This window comes from Ectobacillus soli (genome assembly GCF_042610425.1).
Taxonomy (GTDB): Bacteria; Bacillota; Bacilli; order Bacillales; family Bacillaceae_G; genus Ectobacillus.
On sequence record NZ_JBGJZM010000001.1, the window covers coordinates 222933 to 244602 of the forward strand.

Sequence of the window (21670 nt, forward strand, 5' to 3'; positions counted from 1 at the left end):
CTAGCACTTTTAAGGGGTGTGATGGTATGTTTAAATTTAACGAAGAAAAAGGGCAATTAAAGTGTTCCTTCTGTGGTAAGACACAAACGCAGGTACGTAAACTCGTAGCAGGTCCTGGTGTTTACATTTGTGACGAATGTATTGAACTTTGTACAGAGATTGTACAAGAGGAGCTTGCAAAAGACGATGAAGTAGAATTCAAAGATGTACCAAAGCCTGCTGAAATCCTCGACATTTTAGATGAATATGTAATTGGACAAAACAAAGCGAAGAAAGCTTTAGCAGTTGCAGTATACAACCACTATAAACGTATTAACTCGAACAGCAAAATTGATGATGTTGAATTATCAAAAAGTAATATTGTATTAATGGGCCCTACGGGTAGCGGAAAAACGTTACTTGCTCAAACATTAGCTCGTATTTTAAATGTTCCATTTGCTATTGCAGATGCTACTTCTTTAACAGAAGCAGGGTATGTTGGCGAAGATGTAGAAAATATTTTGTTGAAACTGATTCAGGCTGCTGATTATGATGTAGAGAAAGCCGAAAAGGGTATCATTTACATTGATGAAATTGATAAAGTAGCACGTAAGTCTGAAAATCCTTCTATTACTCGTGATGTATCGGGTGAAGGTGTACAGCAAGCACTTTTGAAAATTTTAGAAGGTACGGTTGCTAGCGTTCCGCCTCAAGGAGGTCGCAAGCATCCTCATCAAGAATTTATTCAAATCGATACAACAAATATTCTTTTCATTTGCGGTGGGGCATTTGATGGCATCGACCAAATCATTAAACGTCGTTTAGGTAAAAAAGTAATTGGATTCGGAACGGATAGTAAGAAGGACATTGTGAATGAAGATAAAATTCTATCACATGTATTGCCAGAGGATTTATTAAAATTCGGCTTAATTCCAGAGTTTATTGGACGTCTTCCTGTTATTGCTAACTTAGAACAGTTGGATGAAAATGCACTCGTGGAAATTTTAACAAAACCGAAAAATGCACTCGTGAAGCAGTATCAAAAGCTTCTTGAGCTAGATGATGTTGAGCTTGAATTTGATAAAGATGCTCTCGTTGAAATTGCACAAAAGGCAATTGAACGGAAAACAGGTGCACGTGGTCTACGTTCAATTATTGAGTCTATTATGTTAGATGTTATGTTTGAGCTTCCTTCTCGAAATGATATCGATAAATGTATTATTTCCAAGGAGACTGTTTCAAATAATGCATCGCCAAAGCTTATTCTGCAAGATGGAACTGTGCTTGACCACGATACGAAAACATCAGCATAACCAAATCATATTCAAATTACAACTATATAGTATACAGAAGAAACAGCAATTCTATGAATTGCTGTTTCTTCTTATGTTTAGTCCCCTCTTTCCCAGGAGATACTACAAGTATTACTCGTTTTGGGAGGGATTTTAATGAGCTGGACAAACGTAATTTTACTCGTTCAATTAGTGTTCGGCGTAATTGTCGGAGCGTATTTTTGGCATTTACTCAAAAACCAACGTACGCAACGAATTTCTATTGATAAAGAATCAAAAAAAGAGATGGAGCAACTTCGCAAGATGCGACTTATTTCGTTAACAGAGCCTTTGGCACAACGGGTTCGACCGACATCGTTTCAAGATATTATAGGTCAAGAAGATGGAATAAAATCCCTGCAAGCAGCGCTTTGTGGTCCTAATCCGCAACACGTCATTATTTACGGACCTCCAGGTGTGGGAAAAACAGCTGCAGCTCGTCTTGTACTAGAAGAAGCCAAGAAAAATCCGAAATCTCCGTTTCGACCTAATAGTGTATTTATTGAGCTTGATGCTACCACTGCCCGCTTTGATGAACGCGGTATTGCGGATCCTCTTATTGGCTCTGTTCATGATCCTATCTATCAAGGTGCTGGTGCGATGGGGCAGGCAGGAGTTCCTCAACCGAAAAGAGGGGCCGTTACTGATGCACATGGGGGGGTCCTGTTTATTGATGAAATAGGTGAGTTACATCCTATTCAAATGAACAAAATGTTAAAAGTACTAGAAGATAGAAAGGTGTTTCTAGAGAGTGCCTATTATAGTGAGGAAAATGCTCTCATTCCTACATATATTCATGATATCTTTAAAAACGGATTACCTGCAGATTTTAGATTGGTTGGGGCGACAACTCGTTCACCTGAAGAAATTTCGCCAGCGATTCGTTCTCGTTGCTTGGAAGTGTTTTTCCATGAACTGGAGACAGATGAAATCGAAAAAGTAGCGACTGTTGCTAGTAATAAAATTGGTCTGCAAATTTCGCAGCAGGGGCTTGCGATGATCGGTCTATATGCAAAAAATGGAAGAGAGGCCATTAATCTCGTACAACTGGCGGCAGGAATGGCGATAAATGAAGAGCGGGGTAACATTCGTGATGAGGATATAGAATGGGTGATCCATTCCAATCAATTAACGCCAAAGCTTGAAAAACGGATATACCCTATTCCAAAAATTGGATTGGTAAATGGATTAGCGGTGTATGGACCAAATATGGGGGCGTTATTAGAGTTAGAAGTAACAGCAATTCCTGTTGAAGGAAAAGGCGAGATTGTCATTACGGGTATTGTTGAGGAAGAAAGTATGGGAAATCAAACAAAATCTATTCGCCGCAAAAGTATGGTAAAGGGCTCAGCAGATAATGTAATAACTGTACTGAGATCATTAAATTTACTACCTAACGGCTATGACTTGCACATTAATTTTCCTGGTGGTGTTCCTGTTGATGGGCCTTCAGCTGGAATAGCAATTGCTACAGGTGTTTATTCTGCTGTTCACAGTGTGTATGTACGAAATGATGTTGCTTTGACGGGAGAAATAAGTATTCACGGTGAGGTGAAACCTGTTGGCGGGGTTTATGCAAAGATAAAGGCTGCCAAAAAAGCAGGAGTAAAAACAGTATTAATTCCAGCAGACAATTTGCAACCAATGCTATATAACATAACAGGAATTGAAATAGTACCTGTTCGCCATATACGAGATGTGTTTGCCCGAATCTTTGTAGATCATATCTTAACAGAGTATACTGATACAAGACATTCTGCGTTATTACATGATGAAGGTGAAATGCATTCGATGTAATGGATAGACTTCGCTTTCTAACGTAAAGCGAGGTCTATTTTATTTATAAAACAGGTTGTATCTATCTCCATAATTGCATAATTGTTCTGTTGTAATATACAATAGGTGAACAGACTATATAAAAATGGAGGTGCAAATTAGAATGAATACGAGCGAAAGAGTCGTACCCCTCCTTCCATTACGAGGCATTCTTGTTTATCCAACGATTGTCCTACATCTTGATGTAGGACGTGAAAAATCAATACAGGCTATAGAAAACGCTGCGTTGAATGAAGATCTCATCTTCTTGATGACACAAAAAGATGTAAATGTGGATCAACCGGCAAAGGAAGATTTATATACGATTGGTACACTAGCAAAGGTAAAACAAATGTTAAAGCTTCCAAATGGAACAGTTCGTGTGCTAGTAGAAGGATTACATAGAGCAGAAATGGTGTCATTAAATGAGGAAGAGAATGTCGTAAATGCTTCCATTACGATTATCGAGGAAACAGGGGAAGGCGATTTAGAAGAAAAAGCGCTTATGCGTACATTAGTTGATCATTTTGATCAATACATTAAGCTTTCTAAAAAAGTTTCAAATGAAACGTTTGCAACAGTAGTTGATATAACTGAACCAGGACGCCTGGCGGATTTAATCGCTTCTCATCTTCCTTTAAAAATGCATGAAAAACAAGAAATATTAGAAATCATCAATGTAAAAGACCGCCTGAATCGATTGATTTCTTTCATTCAGGATGAAAAAGAACTTCTTAACTTAGAGAAGAAAATCGGTCAACGTGTGAAGCATTCTATGGAACGTACACAAAAGGAATATTTTCTTCGTGAACAAATGAAAGCGATTCAGAAGGAGCTTGGAGAGAAAGAAGGAAAAGGTAGCGAGGTTGACATTTTACGTGGGAAAATTGAAAAGTCCGGCATGCCAGATGAAACAAAAGAAGCAACCATTCGTGAATTGGATCGCTACGAAAAACTCCCTGCTAGCTCTGCAGAAAGCGGTGTAATTCGAAATTACATCGACTGGATGCTTTCACTCCCATGGAAAGAAGCAACAGAGGATATTTTAGACATTCGTAGAGCCGAAAAAATTCTAAACGATGATCATTTCGGATTAGAGAAAGTAAAGGAACGTGTTCTTGAATATTTAGCGGTTCAAAAACTAACCCGCTCTTTAAAGGGACCAATTCTTTGTTTAGTGGGGCCACCCGGAGTCGGAAAGACATCTCTGGCACGTTCTATTGCAAGATCGTTAAATCGTAATTTTGTACGGGTTTCACTTGGCGGTGTTCGCGATGAATCTGAAGTTCGTGGTCATAGACGAACTTATGTAGGAGCTATGCCAGGACGCATTATCCAAGGAATGAAAAAAGCAAAAACAGTCAATCCGGTCTTTTTACTTGATGAAATCGACAAAATGTCAAATGATTTCAGGGGAGATCCTTCTGCAGCTTTATTAGAAGTGTTAGATCCTGAGCAAAATAGCAATTTTAGCGATCATTACATTGAAGAGCCCTATGACTTATCGAATGTAATGTTTATTGCAACTGCGAACACACTTTCAACGATTCCCGGACCGCTTTTAGATCGTATGGAAATCATATCGATTGCTGGCTATACCGAGATTGAAAAAGTAAATATTGCTAGGGATCACTTATTAATTAAGCAGTTGAAGGCGCATGGACTTAGCAAGGGAAAGATGCAGATTCGTGATGAAGCACTGCTTGATATTATTCGGTATTACACAAGAGAAGCAGGTGTTCGTTCATTAGAGCGTCAACTCGCTGCTATTTGCCGAAAGGTTGCACGTATTCTCGTAGCCGAAGAACGAAAGAGAGTAGTTATTACAGACAAAAATCTAACGGACTTCTTAGGTAAGAAAATATTTCGCTTTGGTGAAGCTGAATTGCAAGATCAAGTGGGGGTTGCAACAGGTCTAGCCTATACAACAGCAGGAGGAGATACGCTCGCAATAGAAGTATCCCTTTATCCTGGTAAAGGAAAATTAATTCTTACTGGTAAACTCGGAGATGTTATGAAGGAATCAGCGCAAGCGGCGTTTAGCTACATTCGTTCTCGCACGGAAGAACTTCAGATTGACAAGGATTTTTATGAAAAGAATGATATTCATATTCATGTACCAGAGGGAGCCGTTCCGAAAGATGGTCCTTCAGCAGGGATTACGATGGCAACAGCCCTTATTTCTGCATTAACGGGACGACCTATTCATAAGGAAGTCGGAATGACGGGGGAAATTACACTTAGAGGTCGCGTTCTCCCAATTGGCGGATTGAAGGAAAAAACATTAAGTGCACACCGAGCTGGATTAAAGAAGATTATTATTCCTGCAGATAATGAAAGAGATTTAGATGATATTCCTGAAAGTGTGAAGGAGCAGTTGACGTTTGTGCTAGTCTCTCATCTGGACGAGGTACTGGAGCACGCGTTAGTAGGAGTGAAACAATGAAAGTAACGAAGTCTGAAATCGTAATTAGTGCAGTAAAGCCTGCACAATATCCATCTGGAAATTTACCTGAAATTGCACTTGCAGGACGATCTAATGTGGGGAAATCTTCCTTTATTAATACGTTACTGAGTAGAAAAAGCTTAGCGCGTATTTCTTCTAAACCGGGCAAGACACAAACACTAAATTTTTATATTGTGAATGACATTTTACATTTCGTAGATGTTCCCGGATATGGATATGCACAAGTTTCTAAATCGGAACGAGAAGCATGGGGAAAGATGATTGAAACGTACTTTACATCAAGAGAGCAGCTTAAGGCGACTGTACTTATTGTAGATTTACGTCATCCTCCAACAAAAGATGATATATCCATGTACGAGTTTTTAAAGCATTTCAACATACCAACAATCATCGTTGCAACCAAAGCTGATAAAATAAATAAAGGAAAGTATCAGGCACACTTGAAAGTAGTATTTGATACGCTACGCGTTAGACAAGGTGATGAAGTAATCCTATTTTCTTCTGAAAAAGGAATTGGAAGAAATGAAGCGTGGAATGCAATTCAACATTATCTTCACAATGAAAACGTGTGACAATCGTCGCACGTTTTTTTGATAAGGGATACTAAAAAATGAAAACGCTTTTATAAAAGGGGATAATTTGCTTACTTTGGAATAATAATTGGTAATAAGAAAGCAAATATGGTAATCCCATCACTTGATTACTCCTCCGTTTTTTGATAACGTAGCAAATAGAGAAGATGGACTATATTTTTTTTAGTAGAGTCTTTGTTCACAGATTTGTTGATTTTATCAAGGAACATTTGTATTATGATTAGGTTGTAATTGATTAGTTGAAGGGGGATACACTGCGTGCATATTTTAATTGTTGGTGTTAACTATAGAACTGCCCCTGTAGAAATTCGTGAAAAATTATCCTTTCAAAGCGATGAACTCGAAAGGGCAATGACTCAGCTACAGACGCAAAAGAGTATTTTAGAAAATGTAATCGTTTCTACGTGTAATCGTACGGAAATATATGCAGTTGTGGATCAGCTTCATACGGGAAGATATTATATCAAACATTTCTTAGCTGAATGGTTTCAGCTTTCTATAGAAGAAATCTCACCCTATCTATCGATTTGGGAAAATGACGGAGCAATTGAACATTTGTTTCGTGTAACGAGCGGTCTGGATTCAATGGTTATAGGGGAAACGCAAATTTTAGGACAAATTCGTTCTAGCTTTTTGGAAGCACAAGAGAAGAAAACAACTGGTACGATTTTTAATGAATTATTTAAACAAGTGGTTACGTTAGCAAAGCGTGCCCATTCGGAAACGACAATTGATGCAAACGCTGTATCGGTTAGTTATGCTGCCGTTGAACTAGCCAAAAAGATTTTTAACAATCTTTCAAATTGTCATGTTCTTATTCTAGGCGCAGGAAAAATGGGAGAACTTGCACTACAAAATTTATATGGTAGTGGTGTGAAAACGGTTACAGTTATTAATCGTACGTTAGAAAAGGCTGAAACAATGGCCGAAAAGTATATGGGACAAGCAAAACCGTTGGATGAATTAGAAACTGCTCTTGTGAATGCGGACATTTTAATTAGTTCTACGGGTTCTTCAAACTTCGTTATTACTAAAAGCATGATGGAAAAAGTAGAAAAGGTTCGCAGAGGACGTCCGCTATTTATGGTAGACATTGCTGTACCACGTGATTTAGATCCTGAAATGGAAAAGCTAGAGAGCGTATTTTTGTATGATATTGATGATTTACAAGGAATTGTAGATGCTAATAAGGAAGAACGTCTAAAAGAAGCGGAAAAAATTGGTCTTATGATTGAAGAAGAAATCGTTGTATTTAAAGCATGGATGGAAACGCTAGGTGTAGTTCCCCTCATTTCATCCTTGCGTGAAAAATCATTGCAAATTCAAAGCGAAACGATGGAAAGTATTGAACGGAAAATTCCAACGCTTACAGAACGAGAGAAAAAAGTAATCAGCAAGCATACGAAAAGTATTATTAATCAGCTGCTTAAAAATCCGATTCTAATTGCTAAAGAATTAGCAGGCGAACCGGATGCAGCAGAAAAATTAGAACTTTTTGCTAGAATTTTTGATCTTGACTTAGCACATGAAATGGAATCAAGAATTGTAAATAGAGAGAAAGAACAGAATGCCTTTTCTTCTGTCCATTCTCTATAGGTTGATAACGGGATGGAACTTCTAAATAATAGTATCGTGTATCACGTTGCAATTATATTGTATGCGTGTAGCGTTAGCTTGTATTTCATAGACTATTTTCAAAGTAACCAAAGAGCAAATCGAATTGCTTTTTGGTTACTTTCCATTGTATGGATATTGCATACGATTTTTATGGTTATGCGTGCAGTGGAAACAACAGAAAATTCCATTCTAACGCTTTTGTCAGGGGTTTACTTTTATGTATGGCTGCTTCTTTCTCTTTCTCTTGTAATGAATCGTATTTTTCGTGTAGATTTTTTTGTTTTTTTTACAAACGTTATTGCCTTTGGAGTAGATGTGTTTTCCATTTTTACTCCAATCGGGAAAACTCCACCAGTGCTTGCAAACCGATTAATTTCTGAACTCGTCTATGTTCATGTTGGTATGGCCTTTATCGCCTATGCAACGTTCACGGTTTCGTTTATATTTTCTTGTATGTACGTGCTACAATATACGTTATTAAAGCAAAAAAAGTGGAATAATCGATTACGTAGATTAGGAAGTTTACAAAACTTTAATTCCCTTTCTTTTGGTTTAAATTTATTTTCTGTTCCTTTCTTCCTATTCGCATTATTACTTGGATACATATGGGCCTATGCAAGAATTGACCAATTTCACTGGTATGATCCAAAGGTGTCCGGCTCTTTTATTGTATTACTCGTATATAGTATAGGATTATACTTACATGGATCTGAGAAGCTGCAAGGAAGAAGTATAGCAAATTGGAACATCGGAGCATTCTTTGTGTTACTTATAAATATTTTTCTATTTACTAGTTTATCTTCTTTTCATTTTTGGCATTTTTAAACATAGGAGAGACATGACATGCGTAAAATAATCGTTGGTTCAAGAAGAAGCAAGCTTGCTTTAACACAAACAAATTGGGTAATTGATCAATTAAAAAAACAAAATGTGCCTTTTGAGTTTGAAATCAAAGAAATCGTTACCAAGGGCGATGTAATCTTGGATGTTACCTTGTCAAAAGTTGGCGGAAAAGGCTTATTTGTAAAAGAAATTGAGCAAGCAATGCTTTCAAAGGAAATTGATATGGCCGTTCACAGCATGAAGGATATGCCAGCAGTTCTTCCGGAAGGATTAACCATTGGCTGCACTCCAAAACGAGTAGATCCGCGTGATGTATTAATCTCTAAAACGGGTGTTACGTTTGAAAATCTACCTAGCGGAGCTGTTGTCGGCACGAGTAGTCTTCGTCGGAGTGCGCAGCTTTTAGCTTTACGTCCTGATTTGCAAATGAAGTGGATTCGCGGCAATATCGATACGCGCATTAAAAAGCTTCATGAAGAGGAGTATGATGCTATCGTTCTTGCAGCTGCTGGCTTGCATCGTCTTGGTTGGAGTGAAGATGTCATTACAGAATATTTAGATATGTGTGTGCCAGCTGTTGGCCAAGGTGCGCTTTCTATCGAATGTCGTGCAGATGATGAGGAGTTGCTACAGGCCCTTAATAAGATGAACGATGTTGTAACAGCCAAAACGGTAGCAGCGGAGCGTGTTTTCCTTAACAAGCTAGAAGGTGGATGTCAAGTTCCAATCGCAGGTTATGCAACGCAATTAGAAACAGGAGAATTAGAGTTAACAGCATTAGTTGGATCAAAAACGGGATCTGTATTACTGAAGGAAGTTGTGTCAGGCAAGGACCCTGAACAAATCGGTAATCAGGCAGCTGACCTTCTTATTGCTCGGGGTGCGAAGCAGCTTATAGAAGAAGCAAGGGAGTAGGAAGGAATATGATAGAAGCATCTTTAGCCGGCCAGACTGTCCTTATTCCACGTGCAAAGGCACAGGCTGAAGAAATGGCCGAAGCGGTTCGGATGCGGGGCGGAAATCCATTCATTCTTCCTTTGCTAAAAATTGTACCTACTGCAGATCAATTCAGTGCGGAAAATTTGTCTGAATATGATTGGATTTTGTTTACGAGTAAGAATAGTGTGATTCATTTCTTTCAATTAATTGGTGAAAAAAAATTACCTTCCACTTTGCAAGTGGCAGCAATTGGTACAAAAACAAAGCAAGCGTTAGTGAATAGAGGATGTAACGTTACATTTGTTCCAAGTAAATTTGAGGCAGAAGCATTTGTAGAAGAGTTTCTTTCCCTTATTTCAAATGAGGTACGGATTTTGTTTCCTAAAGGGAATTTAGCACGTGATGTGATTCCAACTGCTTTGCAAGAGGCTGGTTTTACACTTCATGAAATGATTGTATATGAAACGAAGTATAATGAGGATGCAAAGCTGCCTCTTATAAAAGCATTAGAAAGTGGTACCATTGATATTATTACGTTTACAAGCCCATCTACTGTCAAAAGTTTTGTTGATCTTCTTGAAGGTACAAATTGGAGACAATGGGTAAAAAGGTGTACAATTGGGTGTATCGGGCCAACTACAGAACGGGAAGCCAGAAACTATTTTACTTCGATTATAATGCCGCAAGAATATACGATTGACGCGCTATTAGATTGTGCTTCCAGTCAAATGCGGTAAAAAATAATAGAATTGGAGATGGAAAAATCATGGGTCATTTACAATTTCAACGTCATCGCCGCTTGCGTCAGTCTGCGAACATGCGAGCACTAGTTAGAGAAACACACTTACATACAGAAGATTTCATTTATCCTATTTTTGTAGTTGAAGGCGAAAAAATACGAAATCCGATTCAGTCCATGCCTGGAATCGATCAATTATCAATAGATTTGCTACAAGAGGAAATGCAGGAAGTTGTCGATTTAGGAATTAAATCAGTTATTGTGTTCGGAATTCCAGATGACAAGGATGATGTAGGTTCTTCTGCATATTGTAGCCATGGCATTGTGCAAAAAGCCATTTCAGAAATTAAAGCACATTTTCCAGAGCTAGTTGTGATTGCTGACACTTGTCTTTGTGAATATACGGATCACGGCCATTGCGGCGTGATTGAAGACGGAGTTATCTTAAATGATGAATCATTAGAATTACTTGCTAAAACAGCAGTAAGCCAAGCAAAGGCGGGAGCTGATATTATCGCACCATCTAATATGATGGATGGATTTGTTGCTGCAATCCGTCAGGCATTAGATGAAAATGGATTTACGAATGTTCCGATTATGTCTTATGCAGTGAAATATTCATCTGCTCATTACGGCCCGTTTCGTGATGCTGCCAATAGTTCACCGAAGTTTGGTGATCGTAAAACGTATCAAATGGATCCAGCAAATCGCCTAGAAGCGCTACGCGAGGCAGATTCAGATGTCCAAGAAGGAGCGGATTTTTTAATTGTGAAACCAGCGCTTTCCTACCTAGACATTATTCGTGATGTACGAAATAACGTTGATCTTCCCATTGTTACGTACAATGTAAGTGGTGAATATTCAATGGTTAAGGCGGCAGCATTGAATGGTTGGATAAACGAAAAGGAAATCGTGTTAGAGCAATTAATTAGTATGAAACGTGCAGGAGCAGATTTAATTATTACTTACTTTGCAAAGGACGCAGCAAGATGGTTGCTAGAAGGGAGCACGCGCTAATGAAACAATATACCAAGAGCATTCAAGCATTTGAAGAAGCAAAAACACTTATGCCTGGTGGCGTAAATAGCCCAGTTCGAGCATTCCGTGCAGTAGGGATGAACCCGATCTTTATGGATCACGGAAAGGGTTCAAAGGTGTATGATATCGATGGCAATGAGTACATCGATTATGTACTATCATGGGGACCACTAATACTTGGCCACACGAATGAACGAGTGGTGGAAGCCTTGAAAAAAACAGCAGAAAAAGGAACAAGCTTTGGTACGCCAACTGAAATCGAAAATGAGCTTGCCAAGCTTGTCATTAGCCGTGTACCATCCGTAGAAATCATTCGTATGGTGAACTCTGGAACAGAAGCAACGATGAGTGCCCTTCGTTTAGCGCGTGGATACACGGGCAGAAATAAAATTTTGAAATTTGAGGGTTGCTATCACGGACATGGTGATTCCCTTCTTATTAAAGCAGGATCAGGGGTAGCAACACTGGGATTGCCAGATAGCCCGGGGGTACCGGAAGGAATTGCACGTAATACTATTACGGTTCCTTATAATGATATTGAAGGCGTAAGAACAGCATTTCAATTACACGGTGAGGATCTTGCAGCTGTTATTGTAGAACCGGTAGCTGGGAATATGGGTGTTGTTCCGCCGCTTCCTGGATTTTTAGAAGGGTTACGTGAAATTACGAAAGAGTACGGAACGGTTCTTATATTTGATGAAGTTATGACTGGTTTTCGCGTTGGGTACAATTGTGGACAAGGTTATTTTGGAATTACTCCTGATTTAACATGTCTAGGAAAAGTAATTGGCGGGGGTCTTCCTGTTGGTGCATTCGGCGGAAAAGCAGAAATTATGGAAAAAATCGCACCAAGTGGCCCAATTTATCAAGCTGGTACCTTGTCAGGAAATCCCCTTGCTATGACTGCTGGTTATGAAACACTGGTTCAGCTTACGCCAGATTCTTATAAGGAATTTGAACGAAAAGCTGATCGTCTGGAAGAAGGAATCAAGGCTGCAGCAAAAGAATATGATATCCCTGCATGTGTGAACCGTGCTGGATCGATGATAGGTTTCTTTTTTACAAGCGAAAAAGTAATCAATTTTGAAACTGCGAAATTATCTAATCTTGATTATTTCTCTACTTACTATCGTGAAATGGCTGAGCAAGGAATCTTCTTGCCGCCTTCTCAGTTTGAAGGCTTGTTCTTATCCACAACACATAGTGATGAGGATATTGAGAAAACAATAGCTGCTGCAACAGTTGCATTTTCAAAATTAAAATAAGAATGTGAAAGTATATAGTATTACGTAAAGGTTTACAGCCCACTTTATAGGGATGTACCAAAAGGTGTGATAGCGCGTAGGATATAGTTCCTTCGTTTTATCACACCTTTTTTTATCATAGGATACTTCTCCTTCACATACATTTGTAATGACATACACGATGGCGAGGAGGAAAAGAAGTGACTACAGATAATCCAACATCTTTACGCTTTTCTTTAAAAGAATCTGTTTGGTTTCAAAAAGGACAGGAAGTAGCTGAATTACTTTCTATTTCGTTATATCCTGACATTGAAATACAAGAACATGATTATGAAGTGGTTGTGAAAGGTGCTCTGCTTTTAACGGGGGAATATGTTGCACAGGATGAACAGGAGGAAGCATTTTCTTTACGTGAGCTTTCACCCGTGCGTACGATTGATTCCATCTATATTCGGGAGGATGGTATTAATGAGCTTTCACATGCATTTCCGTTAGAAATATCAATTCCGCGAGGTCGTGTTCATGAAATAGCAGATTTGTTTGTAACCATTGAAACGTTTGATTATGAATTGCCTGAATCAGGATGTTTGCAACTGATAGCAGATCTCTCCATTCATGGATTACGAGAAGAAATACAGCGTGAAGAAGAGCTTGTTGAGGAGCAGGAGCTAGATGAACCGGAACTAGATGAACATTCACAATTTCTTCAGGAACATATTCCTGAAGAAGAGGAAGATCTATTTGAACCATTTGAGCTTGTCGAAAGAAAAGAACCGGTAAAAGAGCTGGTAGAAAAGCTGGTAGAAGAACCAGTAGAAGAACCAGTGGAAGAACCTGTTGTTATACAAAGACAAGATGCATTTGCCAAAGCGGGATGGTTAAATCGAAAGAAAGAGGAAGTTTCAACCTCGAAAGAAGAGGAAGACGAATTTGAATTTTCTAAACGTGATGAAAATGCACTGTATTTAACGAAGCTATTTACGAAGGAACGAGAAGAAGAGTTCACCAAATTACGCATGTACTTTGTACAACAAGGAGATACGATTGATTCGATACTAGAACGGTATGATATTACGATTCAGCAATTAACGCGTGTAAATGTCTTAGATGACTTATATGTGCAAGAAGGAGAAATACTGTATATTCCCGTCGCAAAAAGCAGTGTATAAGCTGGAGGATGAAGAAAACCCCAACTGATGGAAGTTTCACTTTATCTGAATAGAAAGGATCATCGCCTATATGGATCGTGAAGTGAGAGATCGGTATATTCCTATTTTAAAAATGTATCGGCTTCACGCAGAGCATTTAGAAGAGTATGGAAATGTCGTGAAAGTTTATACGAATCAAGGTCCATACGCATTAAAGAAGCTGCGCCCATCTCATGAGCGCAGCAATTTCATGCAGAATCTGCAATTGTTAGCAGAAAAGGGATTTACGAATTTTGCTCCTGTTTATCATACAAATGATGGAAATTATGTACTTTCTGACGATGAGAACAGCTATTACTTAATGCCTTGGCTAGAATCAGATGATAATGAAGAAAATGACCATTATCATAAAATGTTTCGGGCGCTAGCGCTCATGCATCAAAAAACATCCCGCGAAGAAAAAGTATCAGAAGAAAAAATCCAGCTGCATTTTGATACGCTCTCAAAGCAATGGGAGCAGGAACGAGATATGTTGGATCAATTCGTTTTAACCTGTGAAAATAAGTGGTATATGTCACCATTTGAGCTCCAGTATTGTACGTATTATCACCATGTTATTCGTTCCCATGAATTTGCAACAAAAAAGCTGGGAGAATGGCATGAAGCAATGAAGGATAAAGAGTCGACGCGTATATCTCTTATACATGGGAATGTCGCTGGAAACCACTTTTTATTTGATCAACAACGAAATGGTTATTTCATTAGTTTAGAGCAATCCCACTTGTCTACACCTGTTCAGGATTTAGTTCAATTTTACTTACGTTCCCTTAATACGTATCCGATGGCTCGCAATGATCGATATGAATGGTTTTATGAATATCAAAAAACGTTTCCCTTTTCACAAGAGGAAAAGCAACTTCTCCTTGCTTATCTTGCCTATCCGCAAAGATTTACAAAACGAGTATCACAATATGTGGATGTAGCTCCTAGAAAAGATATGCAAGAGCTGCACTCCGTTAAAAATCTACAGCAGGGCTACTGGCTTATAAGTAACACCGAATTTTTTATCACCCAAATTCAAGCCGCAGAAGCACAGCAGAATCAGCAAAACCAACAGACTTAAAGAATGAAGTGTTAGTCAATAGGGAAAGGACTGTTACAAAACGACTCTGTATCCAGCGTTGTTGTAACAGTCCTGTTTTTGATTCATGGTTGTTAGTTTACGGCTGCTGCCAATGGGTTCGAATGGTTAATGTGATAAAAATGGCAAGGATGACAAAGTCTAAAAAGGTAGGGAGAATTAATGTACGAATGGCTTGAAAGATGGTTAGAGGGATAATAAAATCATAGGCAATCGACTGAACCGAGCGAAACCATGAGGGGGTGGAAAAGTTATAAGTTCGCTTATTACGTCGCATCGTTGATTCCTCCGTAAGTCGTATTCCTTCTAGCATATGAAAAAAATGAGGAAATGTGCCTAACGGTTTTGTACGTTCATAGAATAAAAAACTTGAAAAACGATATTGACGATTATGTTTTTCTTTTTTAGACTATAATGTATGATAGAATATGATTCGAATAGATAAATGCGTAGATAGGGAAGAGTATATCGCACAAGCATCTTACAGAGAGAGAAATCAGTTGCTGGGAGATTTCTTAGATGACAACGATAGAAGGTAGCCTCTTGAGCAGCTTCTTTGAAGTACGAGTAGAAGAAGCCGGGATGAAACCCGTTACATAATGAAGTGTGCAGGCTATAGTATAGTCTGCAAAAAAAGGTGGTACCGCGAATACAAACTCCATTCGTCCTTTTATGAGGATGAGGGAGTTTTTTTATTTGAGCAAGCCGGTTACGCTTTTGGTGGTGTCTAGCTACACCGGCTAGCTCCTCCGGTCAGAAAACCTCCTCTCATAAAGGCAGAAAGCGCCTTTTTGAGAGGAGAACTTCTGCCCTATGGAGCTGAACGAGCCGGTTACGCTTTTGGTGGTGTCTAGCTACACCGGCTAGCTCCTTCGGGTCGGAGAACCTCGCCCCATAAAGGCAAAAAGCGCCTTTTTGTGTCGAGAACCTCCGCCCTTCGGAGCTGAGCAAGCCGGTTACGCTTTTCTAATTTAGGAGGGATAGGTATGGAACAGAAGACGTTGTCGACAAAATATGATCATACTTCTGTAGAGGAAGGTCGCTATAAATGGTGGGTGGAAGGAAAGTATTTTGAAGCTAAGGGAGATCCAGAGAAAGAACCGTATACGATTGTAATTCCACCGCCTAACGTAACAGGAAAGCTTCACTTAGGTCATGCGTGGGATACAACCCTGCAAGATATATTGACTCGTGCAAAGCGGATGCAGGGCTACGATGTATTGTGGCTTCCTGGTATGGATCATGCGGGCATTGCTACACAAGCGAAGGTAGAAGCCAAGCTACGGGAAGAAGGAGTATCTCGCTATGACCTAGGACGTGAGAAATTTCTAGAAAAAGCATGGGAATGGAAAGGCGAATATGCATCTCATATTCGTGCACAGTGGGAAAAAATCGGATTAGGACTTGATTATTCTCGTGAACGCTTTACTTTAGATGAAGGGTTGTCCGATGCAGTTCGTGAAGTATTTGTTACCCTTTATAAAAAAGGGTTAATTTACCGCGGTGAATATATCATCAACTGGGACCCACAAACAAGAACAGCTCTTTCAGACATTGAAGTTATTTATAAAGATATCCAAGGTGCGTTCTATCATTTACAATATCCACTTTCTGATGGCACAGGCTTTTTAGAAATTGCAACAACTAGACCTGAAACGATGCTAGGTGATACTGCCGTGGCTGTCCATCCGAAAGATGAACGGTATCAACATTTAATTGGGAAAACGCTTATTCTTCCAATCGTTGGTCGTGAAATCCCAATTATTGCGGATGAGTATGTAGATATGGACTTTGGATCAGGTGCTGTGAAAATTACACCGGCTCACGACCCGAACGACTTTGAGGTTGGAAATCGTCACGATTTAGCGCGCATTCTCGTTATGAATGAAGATGGAACGATGAATGACAAAGCTGGCAAATACGAAGGAATGGATCGCTTCGCATGCCGCAAACAAATCGTTCAAGATTTACAAGAACAAGGCGTTCTTATAAAAATTGAAGAAATGACACACTCGGTTGGGCATAGCGAAAGAAGCGGTGCAGTAGTAGAACCATATTTGTCTACTCAATGGTTTGTGAAAATGAAACCGTTAGCGGAGAAGGCAATCTCACTTCAGCAAGAAGAAGAAAAGGTTACATTCGTACCAGACCGCTTTGAGAAAACTTATTTACACTGGATGGAAAACATTCGTGATTGGTGTATTTCTCGTCAGCTTTGGTGGGGACATCGTATACCAGCTTGGTACCACAAGGAAACAGGGGAAGTGTATGTATCTGTAAACCCACCGGAAGATATAGAAAATTGGGAACAAGATTCAGATGTGTTAGATACTTGGTTTAGCTCAGCGCTATGGCCGTTTTCAACTTTAGGATGGCCAGATCGTGATGCTATTGATTTTAAACGCTATTATCCAACAAATGTACTTGTTACAGGGTATGATATTATTTTCTTCTGGGTTTCTCGTATGATTTTCCAAGGGTTAGAATTTACTGAGAAACGTCCATTTGCAGATGTATACATTCACGGACTCGTTCGCGATGCAGAAGGACGTAAGATGAGTAAATCACTAGGAAACGGTGTCGATCCAATGGAAGTGATTGAAAAGTACGGAGCAGATTCCTTGCGTTACTTCTTATCAACCGCCGGATCTCCGGGTCAGGATGTTCGATACAGTATTGAAAAAGTAGAATCAACTTGGAATTTCATCAATAAGATATGGAATGCCTCTCGCTTTGTATTAATGAATTTAGACGACATGAAGTATGAAGAAATTGATCTTACAGGAACGATGAACGTTGCAGATAAATGGATTTTAACACGTCTGAATGAAACCATTGAAAGTGTAACAAGAAATATTGATAAATATGAACTTGGGGAAGTAGGACGCTCCCTTTACAACTTTATATGGGATGACTTCTGTGATTGGTATATTGAAATGGCAAAACTTCCGTTATATGGAGAAGATGAGGCAGCAAAGAAAACGACTCGCTCTGTACTAGCCTATGTGTTAGAGAGCACGATGAAATTGCTCCATCCGTTCATGCCATTTGTAACAGAAGAAATTTGGCAAGCCCTTCCGCATGAAGGAGAATCAATTATCGTTTCAAAATGGCCAGAAGTACGTGAGAATCTGTCAGATAAACAAGCTGCAAAGGATATGCAAATTCTCACAGAAATAATTCGGACCGTTCGTAACATTCGCGCGGAAGTAAATACCCCGCTCAGCAAAAAAATCCAGCTTTTCCTAAAGGTAAAGGATGAAACCTTATTAGCAAGCTTGAAGCAAAACAGTGCTTATATTGAACGTTTCTGTAATCCAAGCGATCTTATCCTTGCAACGGATATACAAGCACCTGAGAAGGCTATGACAGCAGTTGTAACCGGAGTGGAATTATTTCTTCCACTAGAAGGCTTAATTAATATCGAAGAAGAAGTGGAACGTTTACAGAAGGAAGTAAAGAAACTAGATGCAGAGGTAGAACGAGTACAGAAAAAACTAGGCAATGCAGGATTTGTTAAGAAGGCTCCTGCTCATGTAATTGAAGAAGAGCGTAAGAAAGAACAAGATTATGTTGAAAAACGTGAAGTTGTTCGTGCTCGCCTAGCTGAATTACAACAATAGAATCATCGACAAGATGAGCCTAGCGAGGTTTTCTTGCTAGGCTTGTTGGGTTAGGAGGGGTAGCATGATACAATCTTATGAACAAGCAATAGATTGGATTCATAAACGACTTAAGTTTGGAATCAAGCCGGGATTAAAACGGATGAATTGGATGCTAGAACAATTAGATCATCCTGAAAGACTTGTGAAATTCGTTCATATTGCAGGCACGAATGGAAAAGGTTCTACCGTTACCTATATGCGTTCCATCTTACAGAAAGCTGGGTATAAGGTAGGGACATTTACGTCTCCTTATATCGAACGATTTAATGAACGCATTAGTGTGAATGGAACACAGATTCTAGATGAAGATATATTGAAGCTTGTGAATCTAATAAAGCCTGTGGTAGAAGCAGGTGACGAAACCGAACTTGGCGGGGCAACAGAGTTTGAAATTATTACTGTCATGGCTTTTTACTACTTTGCTCATGAAAATAGTTGTGATATTGTTTTGCTAGAAACGGGTCTTGGTGGTAGATTGGATTCTACAAATGTTGTGTCTCCATTATTATCTATAATTACAACAATCGGTCATGATCATATGCATATTTTAGGAAATACGTTAGCGGAAATTGCATATGAAAAGGCAGGAATTATCAAGAAAGATACCCCTGTTGTAACAGGTGTTACACAGCCAGAAGCTCTTGATGTCATTACATCCGTAGCACGGGAGAAGCAAGCAAAAACGTATGTATTAGGCCATGATTTTACCAATGAATATATGCGTTCTGAGCCGAACGGGGAAATATTTTCATTTTCGTGTGAATTTCAAAGACTTGAGCAAGTCTCGATTTCAATGAAGGGCGTTCATCAAATCCATAATGCTTCCCTTGCTCTCATGGGTATTTATTATATGAAAATGTTTCAATCTTTTCATATAAATGAAGAGCATATTCGAGAAGGATTACGAGAAGCATATTGGATTGGGAGATTTGAACAATTAGTAGAAAATCCGACCGTTATTATTGACGGAGCCCATAATCCTGAGGGAATAGAAAGCGTAGTAGAAACGCTTAAAGCTCATTACGGAGACAGACGAATCGTGATTATGTTTAGTGCACTTGGTGATAAGAAGCTAGAAGAAATGGTATCGTTACTAGAGACTGTTGCTAGTAAGATGATATTTACGACATTTTCATTTCACCGTGCGATAGCTGCAAATCTACTTGCCGCTCATTGTCACGCTACTGAAAATGAAGTATATGAAAACTGGAAAGAAGCTTACGAACATACAATTTCAGAATTAAACGAAAAGGATGTATTATTAATCACAGGCTCTCTCTATTTTATAGCAGAGGTACGAAAGTTTATTATAGATAAAACCGATAGTCAGTAGACTATCGGTTTTTTTGTTCTATTCCATATTGATGAGGAATATCTTTCTAGTACAAGAATGCCCTTTGACAAAAATCTCGTTTGTTTTTGTGATAGGCAGCGGTTTGAGATTAGAAAGGAGAGAGAAATATGGACAAGTATTCTCCAAAAATATCGATTAAGCTAAATGGTACAAATCTATCATATAAAGAAAAACGAACAGCAATCGTTTCAGCTAAGAAAGACGAAGCGCTGATTTATTCTTCCAAAGTGGAACCTCACATAGATATTACCCCAGCATCCGCGAAACAGGCCAATATAAAAAAGCGAATTGCACTCACAATAAGCTCTGCTGTAATACTTGGAACTGGCTTAGGAATAGCCGTTTTGCAAACACTAGGTGATAGCCAAACGCAAGGAAAGCAGCCAAATGCCATTGTATCCAATCAACAACAAACAGTTCAGCATGATACGATTGCGCTGCAGCCTGTTACATTATCGATTCTACAAACAGGAGTGTTTTCTTCCAAAGAAAAGGGACAGGCTACGCTTGATGCGATGAAAGCGAAAGGCATACCAGTCGCGATAAGAGAAGAAACTGGGAAATATTATCTTGTAACGTTTGTTAGTAATGATGGTACAAGCGCAAAGCAAATGGGAGACTTGCTTTCTAAGAAAAATATTAGTTTTTATGTGAAAGAGTGGTCGATTCCACAAACAACCGTTCCAAAACAATATAATGCTACGCTTATTGCAAAATCCGAATCAATTTTGTTAAATATCGTGAAACAAAGTACACAACTATATGTAACAGGAAGTATGGATGAAGCAAAATGGAGCCAGATGAATAAAGAACGTGAAAGTATCACGAAGGAAGGAAGTACTATACAACAAGAGGATGTTAAACAACTAATGACGAGTCTTTCTGCATCAAGTGACGCTTTGAATGATTACAAAACGAAAAAAACAGAGGAATCCTTTATGAAATTGCAGCAAACAGTAGTAGACGGACTTACCATCTATGAAAAAATTGTAACAGCCAAATAATTAGAAAATCACATCATTATATCTGAAAATAGAAAAGTAGAGAATTAGTAGCGAAAGAACGTGTAGTTCTTTCGTTTTTTCTATGTAATACAGAGATGAAAATTGGCTTTTCTTAGGTTGTGAAGATAGATGTTCTTTGCTACGATGATACTATATCTTTTTTTACAGAAAGTAAGTAGGTGACAACGATGAAACATATTATTTTAGCATCTGGATCTCCAAGACGAAAGGAACTTTTTAATTTGTTATCAGTTCCGTTTTCAATCTATCTAAGTGAAATGGAAGAAAGGTTGGAAAATTGGGATGATTCTTACGCTGCAGCTATGGGATTAGCCTTACAAAAAGCGAGCGAAGTTTATCGGCACTTTGAAGATGCAATCGTTATCGGAGCCGATACAATTGTTACATACGAATCGCAATTATTAGGCAAACCAAAAAATAAACAAGATGCAGAAAAAATGCTACGTTTTTTGTCTGGACATACGCATGAAGTAGTTACAGGAGTAGCGATAATTAGCAAAGATAAAAAAATTTCATTTTATGAAAAAACAGAAGTAACATTTTATTCTTTAACAGATGCTGAAATAGAATCTTACCTTGATACAGATGAACCATACGATAAAGCAGGTAGCTATGGTATACAAGGAAAAGGCGCATTGTTCGTGAAAGAAATCAAGGGGGACTATTATTCGGTAGTGGGCTTACCTATCGCTAGAGTTGCTAGGGAACTGAAAACATTTCTATGAGGAGGAA

At 38.8% G+C, this 21670-nt stretch carries 17 protein-coding genes and 1 other annotated feature; of the genes, 16 read left to right on the forward strand and 1 reads right to left on the reverse strand.

The genetic code is table 11. The annotated features are described in order from the left end of the window. Window positions 1–26: 26 nt before the first annotated feature. The 12 genes from clpX to ysxE all read left to right on the forward strand — a co-directional run bounded on the left by clpX (window position 27) and on the right by ysxE (window position 14876). Complete coding sequence (gene clpX / locus ACAN53_RS01125) at window positions 27–1292, forward strand: ATP-dependent protease ATP-binding subunit ClpX (RefSeq protein WP_379965770.1); 1266 nt, start codon at window positions 27–29, stop codon at window positions 1290–1292. A gap of 135 nt (window positions 1293–1427) precedes the next feature. Next, window positions 1428–3107, forward strand: coding sequence for an ATP-dependent protease LonB (gene lonB / locus ACAN53_RS01130; protein ID WP_379965773.1), 1680 nt, complete (start codon window positions 1428–1430; stop codon window positions 3105–3107). Between the two features lie 142 nt (window positions 3108–3249). Continuing rightward, window positions 3250–5571, forward strand: a complete 2322-nt coding sequence (lon, locus tag ACAN53_RS01135; RefSeq protein WP_379965776.1) for an endopeptidase La — start codon at window positions 3250–3252, stop codon at window positions 5569–5571. Beyond that, complete coding sequence (gene yihA, locus ACAN53_RS01140; protein ID WP_379965779.1) at window positions 5568–6164, forward strand: ribosome biogenesis GTP-binding protein YihA/YsxC; 597 nt, start codon at window positions 5568–5570, stop codon at window positions 6162–6164. The genes lon and yihA overlap by 4 nt, the downstream gene beginning before the upstream one ends. Before the next feature lie 279 nt (window positions 6165–6443). Further along, a complete protein-coding gene (hemA, locus tag ACAN53_RS01145; protein ID WP_379965782.1) occupies window positions 6444–7781 on the forward strand; it encodes a glutamyl-tRNA reductase in 1338 nt (445 codons plus the stop codon). A 12-nt stretch (window positions 7782–7793) separates the two neighbouring features. Then, on the forward strand, window positions 7794–8627 hold the full coding sequence (locus ACAN53_RS01150) for a cytochrome C assembly family protein (protein WP_379965785.1): 834 nt from the start codon (window positions 7794–7796) through the stop codon (window positions 8625–8627). Between the two features lie 18 nt (window positions 8628–8645). Then, on the forward strand, window positions 8646–9560 hold the full coding sequence (gene hemC, locus ACAN53_RS01155) for a hydroxymethylbilane synthase (protein WP_379965788.1): 915 nt from the start codon (window positions 8646–8648) through the stop codon (window positions 9558–9560). Between the two features lie 8 nt (window positions 9561–9568). Then, the gene (locus tag ACAN53_RS01160; RefSeq protein ID WP_379965791.1) at window positions 9569–10321 is read left to right on the forward strand and encodes a uroporphyrinogen-III synthase; all 753 of its coding nucleotides are present in this window, start codon (window positions 9569–9571) and stop codon (window positions 10319–10321) included. 29 nt (window positions 10322–10350) lie between these two features. Continuing rightward, a complete protein-coding gene (gene hemB, locus ACAN53_RS01165) occupies window positions 10351–11340 on the forward strand; it encodes a porphobilinogen synthase (RefSeq protein WP_379965794.1) in 990 nt (329 codons plus the stop codon). Continuing rightward, window positions 11340–12626 carry a glutamate-1-semialdehyde 2,1-aminomutase gene (gene hemL / locus ACAN53_RS01170; protein WP_379965797.1) on the forward strand — a complete coding sequence of 429 codons (1287 nt, stop codon included), beginning with the start codon at window positions 11340–11342 and terminating at the stop codon, window positions 12624–12626. The genes hemB and hemL overlap by 1 nt, the downstream gene beginning before the upstream one ends. 179 nt (window positions 12627–12805) lie before the next feature. Continuing rightward, complete coding sequence (spoVID, locus tag ACAN53_RS01175; RefSeq protein WP_463323059.1) at window positions 12806–13774, forward strand: stage VI sporulation protein D; 969 nt, start codon at window positions 12806–12808, stop codon at window positions 13772–13774. Between the two features lie 70 nt (window positions 13775–13844). Beyond that, window positions 13845–14876: a spore coat protein YsxE gene (gene ysxE, locus ACAN53_RS01180; protein WP_379965800.1), complete on the forward strand. Its 1032-nt coding sequence runs from the start codon at window positions 13845–13847 to the stop codon at window positions 14874–14876. Between the two features lie 97 nt (window positions 14877–14973). Here the strand turns inward: ysxE and ACAN53_RS01185 are convergent, their stop codons facing one another. Then, entirely contained in the window at window positions 14974–15171 is a 198-nt protein-coding gene (locus ACAN53_RS01185) for a hypothetical protein (protein ID WP_379965803.1), read from the reverse strand. A 164-nt stretch (window positions 15172–15335) separates the two neighbouring features. Beyond that, window positions 15336–15567, forward strand: a binding site (T-box leader). Window positions 15568–15880: 313 nt separating this feature from the next. Here ACAN53_RS01185 and ACAN53_RS01190 point away from each other — a divergent pair. From ACAN53_RS01190 to ACAN53_RS01205, 4 genes are all read left to right on the forward strand, one after another. Further along, window positions 15881–18517: a valine--tRNA ligase gene (locus ACAN53_RS01190; protein WP_379965806.1), complete on the forward strand. Its 2637-nt coding sequence runs from the start codon at window positions 15881–15883 to the stop codon at window positions 18515–18517. Window positions 18518–18581: 64 nt separating this feature from the next. Further along, window positions 18582–19892 carry a bifunctional folylpolyglutamate synthase/dihydrofolate synthase gene (locus tag ACAN53_RS01195; protein WP_379965809.1) on the forward strand — a complete coding sequence of 437 codons (1311 nt, stop codon included), beginning with the start codon at window positions 18582–18584 and terminating at the stop codon, window positions 19890–19892. 128 nt (window positions 19893–20020) lie between these two features. Next, window positions 20021–20917 (forward strand): hypothetical protein, encoded by an 897-nt coding sequence (locus tag ACAN53_RS01200; RefSeq protein WP_379965812.1) that lies wholly within the window; start codon window positions 20021–20023, stop codon window positions 20915–20917. A gap of 188 nt (window positions 20918–21105) precedes the next feature. Then, the gene (locus ACAN53_RS01205; RefSeq protein ID WP_379965815.1) at window positions 21106–21663 is read left to right on the forward strand and encodes a Maf family protein; all 558 of its coding nucleotides are present in this window, start codon (window positions 21106–21108) and stop codon (window positions 21661–21663) included. Window positions 21664–21670: the final 7 nt, after the last annotated feature.

Bases quoted from the DNA above. Each gene is read 5' to 3' on its own strand.
- clpX (WP_379965770.1), top strand. From the start codon at position 27: ATGTTTAAATTTAACGAAGAAAAAGGGCAATTAAAGTGTTCCTTCTGT.
- lonB (WP_379965773.1), top strand. From the start codon at position 1,428: ATGAGCTGGACAAACGTAATTTTACTCGTTCAATTAGTGTTCGGCGTA.
- lon (WP_379965776.1), top strand. From the start codon at position 3,250: ATGAATACGAGCGAAAGAGTCGTACCCCTCCTTCCATTACGAGGCATT.
- yihA (WP_379965779.1), top strand. From the start codon at position 5,568: ATGAAAGTAACGAAGTCTGAAATCGTAATTAGTGCAGTAAAGCCTGCA.
- ACAN53_RS01150 (WP_379965785.1), top strand. From the start codon at position 7,794: ATGGAACTTCTAAATAATAGTATCGTGTATCACGTTGCAATTATATTG.
- hemC (WP_379965788.1), top strand. From the start codon at position 8,646: ATGCGTAAAATAATCGTTGGTTCAAGAAGAAGCAAGCTTGCTTTAACA.
- ACAN53_RS01160 (WP_379965791.1), top strand. From the start codon at position 9,569: ATGATAGAAGCATCTTTAGCCGGCCAGACTGTCCTTATTCCACGTGCA.
- hemB (WP_379965794.1), top strand. From the start codon at position 10,351: ATGGGTCATTTACAATTTCAACGTCATCGCCGCTTGCGTCAGTCTGCG.
- hemL (WP_379965797.1), top strand. From the start codon at position 11,340: ATGAAACAATATACCAAGAGCATTCAAGCATTTGAAGAAGCAAAAACA.
- ysxE (WP_379965800.1), top strand. From the start codon at position 13,845: ATGGATCGTGAAGTGAGAGATCGGTATATTCCTATTTTAAAAATGTAT.
- ACAN53_RS01185 (WP_379965803.1), bottom strand. From the start codon at position 15,171: ATGCGACGTAATAAGCGAACTTATAACTTTTCCACCCCCTCATGGTTT.
- ACAN53_RS01190 (WP_379965806.1), top strand. From the start codon at position 15,881: ATGGAACAGAAGACGTTGTCGACAAAATATGATCATACTTCTGTAGAG.
- ACAN53_RS01195 (WP_379965809.1), top strand. From the start codon at position 18,582: ATGATACAATCTTATGAACAAGCAATAGATTGGATTCATAAACGACTT.
- ACAN53_RS01200 (WP_379965812.1), top strand. From the start codon at position 20,021: ATGGACAAGTATTCTCCAAAAATATCGATTAAGCTAAATGGTACAAAT.
- ACAN53_RS01205 (WP_379965815.1), top strand. From the start codon at position 21,106: ATGAAACATATTATTTTAGCATCTGGATCTCCAAGACGAAAGGAACTT.